This is a genomic window from Glycomyces sp. NPDC046736 (assembly GCF_040645615.1).
Lineage (GTDB): Bacteria > Actinomycetota > Actinomycetes > Mycobacteriales > Micromonosporaceae > Glycomyces.
This window is the reverse complement of sequence record NZ_JBEYYO010000016.1, coordinates 120,385-133,152: the sequence shown is the minus strand read 5'-3', so window position 1 is coordinate 133,152 and position 12,768 is coordinate 120,385. Positions and strand designations below refer to the sequence as shown.

Here is a 12,768-nt window from a genome sequence, read left to right as displayed (position 1 = left end):
CCGCCTGCCGCCTGCCGCCTGCCGCCTGCCGCCTGCCGCCTGCCGCCTGCCGCCTGCCGCCTGCCGCCTGCCGCCTGCCGCCTGCCGCCTGCCGCGCCAGCTCCGTTTCCGCTCTACTCGCTGCCGTCGCCTCCGCCGCCGTGCTCGCTTCCGTCACCCGCCTCACCGATAGCCCCTCCCGCTCCGCCCCCCCGGCCGTCGTCCCCTTCTCAGCCTCGGCTCGTCCATACCCCTCGCGTTCGCTCCTCCCTTCGGGGGACACTTTGCGGCGCGCCCGGGGTTTTTGTCGGACCTCTGCGTCAGGATCGGGGGGGCTTCCTTCTCCCCTGGGTGGGTGGGGGTTTGGGATGGCAGGTGCGCGGGAGGGTGAGTCTCGCCTCTTCGCGGGGCGGTCCGGCCCACACCGGCAGTTTCGGCGGGTGGCGACTTCTCGCAGGTCCGATAGACTGTCACTGGCGGTCCCGCCTTCGCGCCGCGAAGTCCGCGGGTCGTAAATCTGCCTAGCCAACCGAGGAGTTGCAGTGGCCCGAGGTGATGGTCGACTCACCACGGAACTCGATCCCGACAGTCCCGGCCCCCGCGACGCCTGCGGCGTCGTCGGCATCTGGGCCCCCGGGGAAGAGGTCTCGAAACTCGCTTACTTCGGGCTCTACGCCTTGCAGCACCGCGGCCAGGAGGCCGCGGGCATCGCCGTCGCCGACGGCGCGCGCACCGTGGTCTACAAGGACCTCGGCCTCGTCTCCCAGGTCTTCGACGAGTCCACCCTCGCGCCCCTCCAGGGCCACCTCGCCATCGGGCACGCCCGCTACTCCACCACCGGGGCCTCCACCTGGGAGAACTCCCAGCCGACCATCCGGTCCACCACGGCGGGCACCGCGATCTCCCTGGCGCACAACGGGAACCTCGTCAACAGTGCCGACCTCCTCGAAGAGGTCGACCGCCTCGGCATCGACATGGGCGGCACCACCTCCGACACCCACCTCATCACCGCGCTCCTCGCGGCCCGCCCCGACGAGTCCGTCGAGGCCGCCGCCGAGCGCGTCCTGCCGACCCTCCGCGGCGCGTTCTCCCTGATCTTCATGGACGAGAACACGCTCTACGCCGCGCGCGACGCCCAAGGCGTCCACCCCCTCGTCCTCGGACGCCTCGCCTCCGGCTGGGCCGTCGCCTCCGAGACCGCCGCCCTCGACACCATCGGCGCGACCTTCGTGCGCGAGATCGAGCCCGGCGAGCTCATCACCGTCGACGAACACGGCCTGCGCTCCACCCGGTTCGCGAACCCCGAACCGAAGAACTGCCTGTTCGAGTACGTCTACCTCGCGCGCCCCGACACCAAGCTCGCCGGCCGCAACGTCTACGCCACCCGCGTCGAGGTCGGCCGCACCCTCGCCCGCGAGTACCCCGTCGACGCCGACCTCGTCATCGGCGTGCCCGAATCGGGCATCCCGGCCGCGATCGGCTACGCCGAGGAGTCGGGCATCCCCTACGGCCAGGGCTTCACCAAGAACCAGTACGTGGGCCGCACCTTCATCCAGCCCTCGCAGTCGTTGCGCCAGTTGGGCATCCGACTCAAACTCAACCCGCTGGTCGACCAGATCAAGGGCAAGCGCCTGGTCGTGGTCGACGACACGATCGTCCGCGGCAACACCCAGCGCGCCCTCGTGCGCATGCTCCGCGAGGCCGGCGCGGTCGAGGTCCACATCCGCATCTCCGCGCCCCCGGTGAAGTGGCCGTGCTTCTACGGCATCGACTTCGCCACCCGCGCCGAGCTCATCGCCGGATCCCTCGACACCGACGGCATCCGCGCCCAGATCGGGGCCGACTCGCTCGGCTACGTCTCGATGGACGGCCTGGTCCGCGCCACCGAGCAGCCCGCGTCCCGGCTCTGCATGGCCTGCTTCGACGGGAACTACCCGATCGACCTCCCCGCCGCCGACCTCATCGGCAAGCACCTCATGGAACCGCCGGCCCCGCCCGCGGCGTCTCATTCCCCCACCCCGAACACATCGGCACCGTCACCTCGATCCACCGAAGCGAGCACGCAAGTGCGGGAAGGGACCACAGCGTGAGCCGCGGCACCACCTCTCAGAGGACCATCTCCTACCAGTCCGCTGGCGTCGACATCGACGCCGGCGACCGGGCCGTCGAGGCGCTCAAGCCCTCGATCCGCAAGACCATCCGCCCCGAGGTCGTGGGCGGGATCGGCGGGTTCGCCGGGCTCTTCGCGCTCGACACCGAGAAGTACAAGAAGCCGCTGCTGGCCTCCTCCACCGACGGCGTGGGCACCAAGCTCGTGATCGCCCAGAAGCTCGACATCCACGACACGGTCGGCATCGACCTCGTCGCGATGGTCGTCGACGACCTCGTCGTGTGCGGCGCCGAACCGCTGTTCCTCCTGGACTACATCGCCACCGGCCAGGTCGTGCCCGAGAAGATCGCCGACATCGGCGCCGGGATCGCCGACGGCTGCCGCTGGGCCGGCTGCTCCCTCATCGGCGGCGAGATCGCCGAGCACCCGGGCGTCATGAAGCCCGACGACTACGACATCTCCGCCACCGGCGTCGGCGTCGTCGAGGCCGACCAGCTCCTGGGTCCCGAACGGGTCAAGCCCGGCGACGTCGCGATCGCCATGCGCGCCTCCGGCGTCCACTCGAACGGCTTCTCGCTGGTCCGCGAAGCGCTCTTCGGGGTGGGCAAGATGGACCTCGGCCAGGTCGTGCCCGAGTTCGCCACCGCCGACCGCTCGCAGCGCACCCTCGGGGAAGAGCTCCTCACCCCGACCCACATCTACGCCAAGGACTGCCTTGAGCTGGCGAAGGAATGCGACGTGCACGCCTTCGCGCACATCACCGGCGGCGGCATCGCCGGCAACCTCGTCCGCTCCGTCCCCGAAGGCCTCCAGATCGAGGTCGACCGCGGCACCTGGACCCCGAACCCGGTGTTCGACGTGATCCAAAACGTCGGCGGCATCGGCGAAGAGGAAATGGAGCGCACCTTCAACATGGGCATCGGCATGGTCGCCATCGTGGCCCCCGACCAGGTCGACCGCTCCCTCGCCGTCCTCACCGCCCGCCACATCGAAGCCTGGACGATCGGCGAGGTGACCACAGGCGACGCGGGCGTCAAACTCACCGGCGGCTACCAGAAGTAGCCCCGCCCGGAACCACCAGCGCTCCGGCCCTCCACCCAGGTGGAAGGCCGGAGCGCTGTTTTCGTTTGGGGCCCAGAAGATTCGCACCAGTCGCAGAGTCCGTGTACTGACACACTGGAATCAATTGGCTACCATGTTCAGGCAAGCGCGCCCCCGGCGTCGCAAACCTGCCCCCTACGAGTCTGGAACCGGATGACCTCGTACGCGACGAACTCAGACATAGACGTCAACCCCACCGCCATTGCGGCAGAGGGCGAACGCCTCAAGTCTCTGGCAGGCGACTTCAGCATCGTCGCCGACTACGCCCAAGACGCCGACCCCGACTGGCACATGTGGGGCGTCCCCGGCATTGCGTTGGCCCAGTACTACTTCGAGAGCGCCGATCGCATTCACGAGATCCTCAAGCAGTTTGCTCCAGCTGCCTCAGGCCTCGGGCAGCGGTTCATCGACTGCGCAAAGGACTATACAGACTCCGATGAGGAGAGCGGCAGGGAATTCGACGACCAGAGCGGGGAGATCCACCTTGTCTGACAACCAAAAAGGGGAGGTCGTCGACTTCTCAGATGCTCCCAAGTCTTCGGTATACGGCAGGAATGCCGACGGAGGCTTCATCAACGACCCCTTCGGAAACGGCAAGAAGGCTCTCGAAGGAAACATCCCGTTCTACGCGCAGATCAAGGGTGGATTTGATGCGGTCGACAAGGCCTTCAATCCGCCGCAGTCGTATTTCAAGGGCGAGTGGTGGGAAACACTACTCAACTCAATACAAGCGCTCGCCGACCTTGGGGTCCAGATCGTCGACGCATTCGACTACGCCAAGGCAGCCCTATCATTCGACCCGGCCGACATCATCGGTGCCCTCGCTGCCGCTGTATGTAAGGGATTGCTCGACTTCCTCTGGAGCTCATTCCAGCCTCTGCAAGATGCCGCTGGCGTTCTGCTGGGTAATCCCGGGAAGATTCAAAACTCAGCCGCTATGTGGGGTGCGGTTTCAGAGAACCTCACCTCTCTTTATGATGCGCTCGGGACTGATCTCGGCAAGACTCTCACCGAGTGCTGGGACAGTGAAGCTGGTTGCGCCGCCGCCGTCCGTGGCGGGGACTTGCTCGACACGGCCGACTTTGCGAGTCAGAGCGCAGATGGCCTTAAGGACCTGCTGAACATCTATGCGGACATGGCTGAGCGGATCAATGACACGGTCCGTCAGGCCATCGCCGACTTGGTCAGCTTTGTCATCAACCGAGCCATCGGCATCGCGATGAAGGGACCGGCCGAGGTCATCATGGCCGGCATCGACATCGCGATTTTGGTGGTGCGCTACACGTTGCGGTTCATCGGCATCGCGATTCAAGAGGCCTGGTTCATCATTGCCGGGAAACAGTTGCTCAACACCATCAAAGACTGCTTCGAGCAGGCCATGGAGGTCCTCGAAAAGCTCGCGGGCTACAACACCACGGTCAGGGTCTAGGAGGTCCCGATGACGGAATTCAATCTTGATATGGCCGCTCTTGCGGCGCTCGGTGAGACCGTCTCCGCGACGGCGGTGCACGAAGAGGGCCTGGTGAAGGCCGTGTGCCGTCCGAACGGGGTGATCGAGGAGCTGCAACTCGAACCCGGTCTGCACGATCTCGGAGCCGCCACTGCCGCGACCGAGATCCTGGCGGTGCTCCGTACCGCGCAGTCCGAGGCCGACGCCGAGTATCAGCGACAGGCCCAAGCCCAGATCGCGGCCGCGATGCCGCAGTTCGGAGGAAATCAAAGTGGCGCTTGACTTCAACTCGTTGCGGGGCATGGACCCTGAAGAGATGATCCAGAGCCTCGAAGCGATGAAAGCACAGGCTGAAGAGCAGCTCGCGGAGTTCGAGGCGTTGAAGGCGCAGCTGGACGCGATCTCGGTGACCTGCACCGACCCCGAAGGGCGGGTCTCGGTCACCGTCGGCTCAGGCGGAGACATCACCGAACTGGAGATCGCCCCTTGGGTGTCACCCCAGGGGTACCGTGCGCTCGGCCCGGCCATCATCGCGACGCTCGCGCAGGCGAATGAAGAGCTTGCTCAGCAGGTGGAAGAACTCCGTCCGCGATGAAGAAGCGGGACCGGATCGCAACGGAGCAGCCGCAACCCCCGACTTGGAAGCAGCTCGCCGGGCTCTACGGTCAAGTGGTGCCCCCCCGAAGAGGCGCAGCGGCATTATCGCCGCTTGGCTTGGAAGGGCATCATCGCGATCTGGGTGAGCGTGTTCATCTGGGTGGGCATCCTCGTGGCATTCAGAGTGGCGATGTGAGCATGCACGATCCGAACGCGCTCACACCGGCCGAGGCGGCTTGGCTGAGGGACCCACGGCATCCGGTGAACAACGGTTTCCAACTGCATCCGGTCCCGAACCTCATCATCCCCAATCCTCGCCATTTCTCAATAGTCGAGAGAAACAGGTATGTCGTCACGCGCTGGGTACGCGACAACGTCATTCTGGCCCACTACACCCCCATACAGCGATTTCTCCTGCGGTCCGGTTCGATCGCATTGGATTGGAGACCGATGAAACCACCGAAAGAACCGACCTGGAAGCAGCTCGCCGAGCTGTACGGCGTGGTGGTGACCCCTGAGGAAGCGCGGCGCTACTACCGGCCGACGGGGTGGATCGCCGCCGGCCTGATCTGGGGCGCCGTACTGTTCTTCCTTGCGGTGCTACTGCTGGTGCGATTCGCGGGCGGTGCTGAGTGAGTGTGCCGGATCCGCATGGCCTCACTCCCGCTGAGGCCGCGTGGCTGCGAGACCCACGCCATCCGATCCACAATGGCTTCCGCCTGCATCCGGTGCCGAATTTGATCGTGAATCCCGGTGTCAGGATTCGGGTAGGCGACCGGCGGATGTCGTACTGGATGCGCCGCAACATCATCATGGCGCACTACGCTCCCTTGGCCCTGTTCCTCTACTACGCGGGAATCGTCGCGCTGCTTTTGACGTTCCTGGTCGCTGCCCCGCTTCTTCTCGGCGTTGGTGACTGTGACCCCAGCGATGGACCCGGGGCCGAGAGCTCGACCTGCTTCCGCCTTTAGTCCCAGAACCACAACGACATTCGGGCCCGGATCGGCTTTCGATCCGGGCCCTTTGTTGTCAGCAGCGGCGGGTCCACCAGGGGCCCGGGGGTGCTTGCGGGTTCTGGTGGGTTCGGTTGAGGATGACGTTGTCGATGGGGTCGATCAGTCTTCGCAGTTCGCGGGACTGGCGTGGGGGGAGCCTGCGGATCGCCAGGTCCAGGACCGTTCGGGCCGAAGGACCGGTGCAGCAGCAGGGGCAATCCGGGGCCGTGTCCGTCAAGAGCCGAACTGGGCCGAAGGCCAGACGCCGCCAGGACTCGAACGCATCGGCGACACTCCGGGGCGGGGAAATGCGCGCCCGTCGTTCGAAGCGGCGAATCGCCGCGATGAGCGAGGCTGAAGCGCCGGGGATGTCGGGGATCTTCTGGAGCCCGGGGGTTCGGCGGCGGGCTCGGAGGTCTGCGCGGACTCGCGCGGGCGGCCTACGCGGCATCGCCCTTTCTGTTGCTGATCGTCATGCCTCCCATTCTGCCTTAGGGCCGCCACCGGCGTCGCCGCAGAAAATCTAAGATATTCCTTGACAAGAATATTCCTTGTGAGGAATACTTGTCTGCATGGAAGATCTACTCGCCGCGCTGGCCGATCCGGTTCGTTGGCGGCTCGTGCAGCTTTTGGCCGAGCGGCCTCGGGCGGTCGGGGTGCTCGCTGAGCTCGCCGAGGCTCGGCAGCCGCAGACCACCAAGCACCTTCAGCACCTCGAACGCGCCGGGGTGGTCACCTCGCAGCGCAACGGGCAGCGCCGCATCTACGCGTTGCAGCCCGGGCCGCTGCAAGACCTCGCCTCGGTGCTTCAGGGGCTGGCCGAATCCGCGGGCGCATCTCGCGAGGCCTTCGACCGCATCGGGGTCAGCCTCGAAGCCGAGCGCCTCGCCGCCGAGTCCGAGGGTTGGGCCGACACGCGCACGTTCCGCTTCACCCGGACCCTCCCGGCCGACCCGGAGCTGGTGTGGCACTACCTCACCGACGCGGCGCTGCTCGCGGATTGGTGGACGCCCGACGACCTGCGCGTCTCCGAGTTGGTGTTCGAGCCGCGCGTCGGCGCGCGGATCGTGCACGAGTACCGGGACGCCGACGACACCAAGGGCACCGACCTCGTGGTCGGCCGCGCCGAAGGCGAGGTCGAGGAGGTGGTCCCGGGCGAGCGGCTGGCCTACCGGCTCTCGCCGCTGCTGCCGGACGGCGGCGTCGCCTTCACCAGCCACCTGCGATACGACCTCCGCGCCGTCGAGTCCGGCACCGAACTCGAAGTGCGCTTCCGAATCACCGACAGCGTGGTCGAGTCCGCCGACTTCGTGGCGGGCATCGAGGTCGGCTTCGGCCAGAGCCTCGACCACCTCGCGGCGAACCTCGCCGCGCACGACCAGACCTCAAGGAGCACGAAATGAGCCAGCACACCAACGGCCGCAAGGTCATCGCCAACATCAACATTTCCATCGACGGCCGCTACGCCGCGCCGGAGAACCCGATCGACATGAGCTGGGTGATCCCGTACGCCACGACCGACGTCGGCCGCGACCACATGACGAACTTCTGGAAGAACGCCACCACCGCCGTCCTCGGCCGCGTCAACGCCGAAGGGTTTCTGGGCTTCTGGCCCACGATGATCGGCGCCGAAGGCGTCGACCCGCGGGACGAGGCCTTCGCGCAATGGCTGGTCGACGTCGAGAAGGTGGTGTTCTCCTCGACCCTCACCGAACCGGCATGGGACCGCACGACCATCGAAAACCGGGCCGCCGGCGAGGCGATCGCCGAACTCAAGCAGACCGACGGCGGCGACATCGTCGTCCTCTCCAGCGCCTCGATCATCAAGGCCCTCTTGGAAGCCGACGCGGTCGACACCCTCAGCATGATGATCTTCCCGGTCTTCCTCGGCGGCGGCCCCCGGCTCTTCGAGGACGGCCTCCCGTCCGCCGAATGGTCCCTGACCAGCCAGGCCACCAGCGAGAATGGGGCGATCTCCCTGGTCTACGACCGGATCCGATAGACGCGCACCGAGGGTCCGGTCGCGGCGGTTCGTGAACCGCCGCGACCGGACCCTTCGCATGTCAGCTGCGGACCGCGACCGCGTCGACCTCGAAGAGCATGCCCGGCAGGGCCAGAGCCGCGACGCCGGTGAGGGTCTGGACCGGAGGCTTGTCTCCCCAGAGCTCGGCGATCGCGGCGCCGATCGCTTCGAGTCTCGCGAGGTCGTGGTCGACGATGAAGGTGCGGAGCTGGGCCACGTCGGGGTAGTCGAGGCCGACCGAGTGCAGGGCCTTGCCGAGGTTGGCGAAGGCGTTCTCGACCTGCTGCGCGAAGTCGTCGGTGGTGGTGTGGCCCTCGGCGTCCGAGTCGTACTGGCCCGCGATGAGGACCAGCTCGCCCGAGACGCGGGCGACGTGGCTGTAGCCGAAGCCGACCGGGTCGTGGAGCTCGGCGGGGTTCGAGATCTCGATGCTCATGGTGTCTCCCTCTGTTCGCACCGGCGACCCCGGCGCTATTATCTGGATATTACATGTCCAGATTAAGAAGGAGCAAACGATGCGCGGATGGCTGGCGGTGTTCGCGGTGACCTTGGGGATCTTCGCGCTGATGACCTCGGAGCTGCTGCCGGTCGGGCTGCTGACCCCGCTCGGGGCGGGGCTCGGCGTGTCCGAAGGCGCGGCCGGGCTGATGGTCACGGTCCCCGGCCTGGTCGCGGCGGTGGCCGCGCCGCTGGTGACCGTGGCGACCGGCAGGATCGACCGGCGCGTGGTCCTGATCGCGCTCATCGGGGTCATGGGCGCGGCGAACCTGGCCTCGGCGTTCGCGACCAGCTTCGCACTGGTCCTGGTGGCGCGCTTCCTCATCGGGATCGCGGTGGGCGGATTCTGGTCGCTCGCGGGCGGCCTCGCGGTCCGACTCGTGCCCGAACGCCACGTGGGACGCGCGACCGCGGTGATCTTCGGCGGGGTCCAGACGGCCTCGGTGCTCGGCGTCCCGGCCGGGACGATGATCGGCGACCACAGCGGCTGGCGCGTCGCGTTCGGGGCGGTCGGGGTGCTCGGCCTGATCTCGTTGGCGTGCATGGTGTTCCTGCTGCCCAGGCTCGAACCGCGGCGCTCGATCGCGCTGCGCGACCTGCCCGAGGTGCTGCGGACCAACACGGGTGTGCGGCTCGGGATCGCCCTGACGTTCCTGGTCATCACCGGGCACTTCACGGCTTATACATTCGTGCGGCCGAACCTGATCGCGGGCGGCATCGAGATCAGCCACATAGGAGCATTGCTGCTCGTCTTCGGCGCGGCGGGGATCTGCGGCAACTTCATCGCCGGAGCGTTGATCGCCAAGCGGCTCAAGCAGACCGTGCTCGGGATCGCTTCGATCCTGGCCGCGGCGATGGCGTTGGTGACGTTCCTGGACGGCAGCTTGATCGTCACCGGCGCGGTACTCGCGTTGTGGGGCCTGGGCTATGGAGCCGTGCCGGTGACGTTGCAGACGTGGATCCTCAGGGCCGCACCGGAGACGAGCGAGGCCGCGACCTCGCTGTTCGTCTCCATGTTCAACCTCTCGATCGCACTCGGGGCGCTGCTCGGCGGCCTGGCCGTCGACCGCATCGCCACCGCGAGCGCGCCCTGGATCGGCGCGGCCCTGGTCGCGGTCACGCTGATCGCCTTGCGCCCCAGGGCACGCGAGGCGGCCAGGGGGTGTTTACGAACTCGCGGCGAGTCGGCATCCGAGTCCATTTGTTCGCTCGGGCGGCCGACAACGAAGCGAGCGGGCGAACGGGCCCGATAGCGGCCGGCGGGGGTTCGTCAACACCGCCTAGGGAATCTCGATGACGATCTTGCCCTGGTTGTCGCAGGCCGCGAGCCGTTCGAACGCTTCCGGGGCCGCTTCGAGCGGGTAGACGCGGTCGATCACGGGTTTCGTCGCTCCGCCGGTGACCAGCGCCGTCACCGCTTCGAGGTCGGCGCGGCTTTGGGGCACGACCAGGACCCGCACCTGCTTGCCGCGGCCGAGGGCCCAGCCGAGGGCGGCCGTAGCGAGCAGGATCCGGGTGTGGCCGCCGACCAGGAGGTACTGGCCGCCGGGGCGCAGTGCCCGGTGGACCCGGGTCGGGGAACGGTGTCCGATGAGGTCGATCACGCGGTCGTACTCGGCGCGGCCCGCGGCCCAGTCGCGGGTCGCGAAGTCGATCGTCTCGTCCGCTCCGAGCGAGCGCAGGTAGTCGGCCTTGTCGCCGCGGTCGGCCGCGATCACCTCGGCCCCGAAGTGCTTCGCGAACCCGATCGCCAGGGACCCGCCCGCGCCGCCCGCGCCGTTGACGAGGACCCGCTCGCCGGCCTGCACTCCGGCGGTGGCCCGGAGGGCGATGCACCCGGCCTGCGGCAGCGCCGCCGCTTCAGCGAAGGTGAGTTCGCTCGGCTTGCGGGACAACAGCTTCGGTGGCGTGGCCACGTATTCGGCGAGGCCGCCTCGGTAGCCGGCGAGCTCCCCGAAGACCTCGTCCCCTGGCGCGAACTCGGTGACCGAGGCGCCCGCCTCCTCCACGATCCTGGCCACATCGGAACCGGGCACCGGGTGCCGGGGCCGCCGCAACCCGTTGTTGCGGGCGTAGAACGGCGACCCCGCCAGGTTCTCGCGGTCCGAGCCGTTCAGCGAGGCGGCCTTGACTCGGATGAGGACTTGCCCTTCACCCGGCACCGGCCGCTCCCGGTCCCCGACCCGGACGAGGTCCGGTGTCCCGTAACGGTCTTGCAGCACGGCTCTCATCGGGGCTCCCGTCTCGCGGCGTTAATGGTCCAAAGTGTAGAACCACAGGTCGGCGCGAGGGAACAGCCGAAGGTCTTGAATCGGGGCTCAGGCCCCGGCGAGGTAGTCCTGCGCGTTCGCGAGGTCGTCGCGGATGCCTTCCTCCCACGCGAAGACCTCGGCCTCCCGACCGCTGAACTGCTCGATGTACAGCTTGGCCCAGGCCTCCTCGGTCCCCTCGCGCAGCCCCGAGTCCTCGGCGCACTCGGCGAAGTCGAGGGCCATCGCGAACTCGTACTCCAGGGGGTCGTCGAACTCCTCGGCCGCCTCGGCCAGCGGCGGGATCACCACGTCGTCGCCGTATTCGTTGCCGCCGGGATAGTAGAACTGCTCCAGGTGGAGCTCGGTCGGCAGCCATCCGAGGTCGTCGAACTCCCACTGGCCGTAGCCGCGCTCCTCGACGCAGAACAGGAAGTCGGATTCCTCGTCGACGTACCGCACCGACAGCTCGTCGTAGAGCTTGCCCTCGCCCACCCAGGTCAGCGGCGTCTCCGGCAGCGGGCGGTACCAGAACTCCTCGCCGTCGGACTCGCTCTTGCCGGGCCCGCCGTAGACCGCGTCGAGCGTTTCCAGCTCGCACCCCCCGAACGGCGGCTGCGGGCCGAAGTCGCGCTCTGAGGCCGCGTCGAAGTCCTCCTCGTACGCGTCGCGCATCTCGCGGTCGTAGTCGAAGCGATCGGTCCCCTTGAACGCTTCCATCCACGCGTCCTGGTACTCCGGGTCCTGGGCGCTCCACACCTCGTAGGCGTCTTCCTCCGCCGGGTCGAACCAGCCGTTGTCGTCGGCGACGGACAGGAGGTAATCGGGGTCGTCGCGCATCTCGGCGGCTTCGGGGGTGTCGGTGTAGAACAGCCACGCCGCGAACGCGAACTTCTCAGCCTGCTCGACGGTGGGAATGACCTCGGGATCCTCGTCCCCGCCGCAGGCGGTCAGAGCGAGTGTGCAGACGAGGAGAGGGATCGCGATGCGGCGCATCGGCATCACTGCCTTTCGGGGTCGACGGCAGGTGCGACCCTACGCGTTCACGTCAGGGGGCCCTTGAGAATGGAGAGGGCCGCCGGCTTGTCGCCGATCCAGGTGTAGGCCGAGTCGCTGGTGGTCTTGCGGCCTCGCAGCAGGAGTAGCAGATCCGCTACGGGGGCGTGGATCTCGGCCACCGGGTCGCCGGGGCCGAAGATCCACCAGTCGTCGGAGTCGGTCGCGTCCAGGCGGATGCAGTCGTCCGGGGGCCAGGCGCGGCCGCGGCCGATCTGCCTGGGGGCCAGCACTTCGAAGACCTCGGTGATGCCCTCGCCGCACAGGTGCGGGTCGAGGGGTTCGGGGTCGCCGAGGGCGAGTTGGGCGTCCCAGCGGGCGAGCATTGTGGACACCGCGATCGACCGCTGCCAGTACGCGGCGTTCGGCGGGGTGTAGTAACCCCACGCGGGCGTCGCGGGGTCGGTGTCCAGGCCCATGACGAGCACCTCGCCGGTGCCCTCGATCCAGCGCACGAGTTCGGCGCGGTCGTCGGGGGCCTTCGGCGGGGCGCCGTCCGGCGGGTGGTCGGTGCCCTTCCACTCGGTCACGCACGCGGCCGCGAACAGGTTCGCGGCGCCCACCGCGGCGGCGAGTCCGGCGAGGTCGACGGGGTCGTCGGGGTCCTCCTGGAACTCGATCGGCGCGGAGAGGTCACCGGTGGCGACGCAGACGCGAAAGGCGTCGAGCTCGCGCTTGAAGCAGCGCAAGTACGAAGCGGGGTCCATGCC

15 protein-coding genes are annotated in these 12,768 nt (G+C 67.9%); 11 read left to right on the top strand and 4 right to left on the bottom strand.

The features are described from left to right. The first annotated feature begins 521 nt into the window (after window positions 1-521). From purF to AB0B28_RS16695, 10 genes are all read left to right on the top strand, one after another. Entirely contained in the window at window positions 522-2,069 is a 1,548-nt protein-coding gene (gene purF, locus AB0B28_RS16740) for an amidophosphoribosyltransferase (RefSeq protein WP_360121712.1), read from the top strand. Beyond that, entirely contained in the window at window positions 2,066-3,151 is a 1,086-nt protein-coding gene (gene purM, locus AB0B28_RS16735; protein ID WP_360121710.1) for a phosphoribosylformylglycinamidine cyclo-ligase, read from the top strand. The genes purF and purM overlap by 4 nt, the downstream gene beginning before the upstream one ends. A 192-nt stretch (window positions 3,152-3,343) precedes the next feature. Then, window positions 3,344-3,682: a hypothetical protein gene (locus tag AB0B28_RS16730; RefSeq protein ID WP_360121708.1), complete on the top strand. Its 339-nt coding sequence runs from the start codon at window positions 3,344-3,346 to the stop codon at window positions 3,680-3,682. Beyond that, a complete protein-coding gene (locus AB0B28_RS16725; RefSeq protein ID WP_360121706.1) occupies window positions 3,675-4,619 on the top strand; it encodes a hypothetical protein in 945 nt (314 codons plus the stop codon). The genes AB0B28_RS16730 and AB0B28_RS16725 overlap by 8 nt, the downstream gene beginning before the upstream one ends. A 9-nt stretch (window positions 4,620-4,628) precedes the next feature. Further along, entirely contained in the window at window positions 4,629-4,922 is a 294-nt protein-coding gene (locus AB0B28_RS16720; protein ID WP_360121704.1) for a hypothetical protein, read from the top strand. Beyond that, window positions 4,912-5,235: a YbaB/EbfC family nucleoid-associated protein gene (locus tag AB0B28_RS16715; protein WP_360121702.1), complete on the top strand. Its 324-nt coding sequence runs from the start codon at window positions 4,912-4,914 to the stop codon at window positions 5,233-5,235. The genes AB0B28_RS16720 and AB0B28_RS16715 overlap by 11 nt, the downstream gene beginning before the upstream one ends. Window positions 5,236-5,429: 194 nt before the next feature. Beyond that, window positions 5,430-5,873 carry a hypothetical protein gene (locus AB0B28_RS16710; protein WP_360121700.1) on the top strand — a complete coding sequence of 148 codons (444 nt, stop codon included), beginning with the start codon at window positions 5,430-5,432 and terminating at the stop codon, window positions 5,871-5,873. 2 nt (window positions 5,874-5,875) lie between these two features. Continuing rightward, window positions 5,876-6,208, top strand: coding sequence for a hypothetical protein (locus tag AB0B28_RS16705; RefSeq protein WP_360121698.1), 333 nt, complete (start codon window positions 5,876-5,878; stop codon window positions 6,206-6,208). A gap of 596 nt (window positions 6,209-6,804) precedes the next feature. Then, complete coding sequence (locus tag AB0B28_RS16700) at window positions 6,805-7,635, top strand: metalloregulator ArsR/SmtB family transcription factor (protein WP_360121696.1); 831 nt, start codon at window positions 6,805-6,807, stop codon at window positions 7,633-7,635. Then, a complete protein-coding gene (locus AB0B28_RS16695; RefSeq protein WP_360121694.1) occupies window positions 7,632-8,234 on the top strand; it encodes a dihydrofolate reductase family protein in 603 nt (200 codons plus the stop codon). Before AB0B28_RS16700 ends, AB0B28_RS16695 begins: the two co-directional genes overlap by 4 nt. A 61-nt stretch (window positions 8,235-8,295) precedes the next feature. On the opposite strand, the gene AB0B28_RS16690 is transcribed toward AB0B28_RS16695, so the two are convergent. After that, the gene (locus AB0B28_RS16690) at window positions 8,296-8,691 is read right to left on the bottom strand and encodes a Rid family hydrolase (protein ID WP_360121692.1); all 396 of its coding nucleotides are present in this window, start codon (window positions 8,689-8,691) and stop codon (window positions 8,296-8,298) included. Window positions 8,692-8,770: 79 nt separating this feature from the next. On the opposite strand from AB0B28_RS16690, the gene AB0B28_RS16685 reads away from it, so the two are divergent. Beyond that, the gene (locus AB0B28_RS16685) at window positions 8,771-10,006 is read left to right on the top strand and encodes an MFS transporter (RefSeq protein ID WP_360121690.1); all 1,236 of its coding nucleotides are present in this window, start codon (window positions 8,771-8,773) and stop codon (window positions 10,004-10,006) included. Between the two features lie 27 nt (window positions 10,007-10,033). On the opposite strand, the gene AB0B28_RS16680 is transcribed toward AB0B28_RS16685, so the two are convergent. The 3 genes from AB0B28_RS16680 to AB0B28_RS16670 form a co-directional block, all read right to left on the bottom strand. Then, complete coding sequence (locus AB0B28_RS16680; RefSeq protein ID WP_360121688.1) at window positions 10,034-10,984, bottom strand: NAD(P)-dependent alcohol dehydrogenase; 951 nt, start codon at window positions 10,982-10,984, stop codon at window positions 10,034-10,036. 87 nt (window positions 10,985-11,071) lie between these two features. Next, a complete protein-coding gene (locus AB0B28_RS16675; protein WP_360121686.1) occupies window positions 11,072-11,998 on the bottom strand; it encodes a hypothetical protein in 927 nt (308 codons plus the stop codon). A 47-nt stretch (window positions 11,999-12,045) separates the two neighbouring features. Next, window positions 12,046-12,765, bottom strand: a complete 720-nt coding sequence (locus AB0B28_RS16670; RefSeq protein ID WP_360121684.1) for a maleylpyruvate isomerase family mycothiol-dependent enzyme — start codon at window positions 12,763-12,765, stop codon at window positions 12,046-12,048. Window positions 12,766-12,768: the final 3 nt, after the last annotated feature.

What these genes read in the sequence shown, in the direction of transcription:
- AB0B28_RS16720 (WP_360121704.1), top strand. Translation starts at nt 4,629, where the DNA reads ATGACGGAATTCAATCTTGATATGGCCGCTCTTGCGGCGCTCGGTGAG.
- AB0B28_RS16670 (WP_360121684.1), bottom strand. Translation starts at nt 12,765, where the DNA reads ATGGACCCCGCTTCGTACTTGCGCTGCTTCAAGCGCGAGCTCGACGCC.
- AB0B28_RS16685 (WP_360121690.1), top strand. Translation starts at nt 8,771, where the DNA reads ATGCGCGGATGGCTGGCGGTGTTCGCGGTGACCTTGGGGATCTTCGCG.
- AB0B28_RS16700 (WP_360121696.1), top strand. Translation starts at nt 6,805, where the DNA reads ATGGAAGATCTACTCGCCGCGCTGGCCGATCCGGTTCGTTGGCGGCTC.
- AB0B28_RS16690 (WP_360121692.1), bottom strand. Translation starts at nt 8,691, where the DNA reads ATGAGCATCGAGATCTCGAACCCCGCCGAGCTCCACGACCCGGTCGGC.
- AB0B28_RS16695 (WP_360121694.1), top strand. Translation starts at nt 7,632, where the DNA reads ATGAGCCAGCACACCAACGGCCGCAAGGTCATCGCCAACATCAACATT.
- AB0B28_RS16675 (WP_360121686.1), bottom strand. Translation starts at nt 11,998, where the DNA reads ATGCGCCGCATCGCGATCCCTCTCCTCGTCTGCACACTCGCTCTGACC.
- AB0B28_RS16680 (WP_360121688.1), bottom strand. Translation starts at nt 10,984, where the DNA reads ATGAGAGCCGTGCTGCAAGACCGTTACGGGACACCGGACCTCGTCCGG.
- AB0B28_RS16730 (WP_360121708.1), top strand. Translation starts at nt 3,344, where the DNA reads ATGACCTCGTACGCGACGAACTCAGACATAGACGTCAACCCCACCGCC.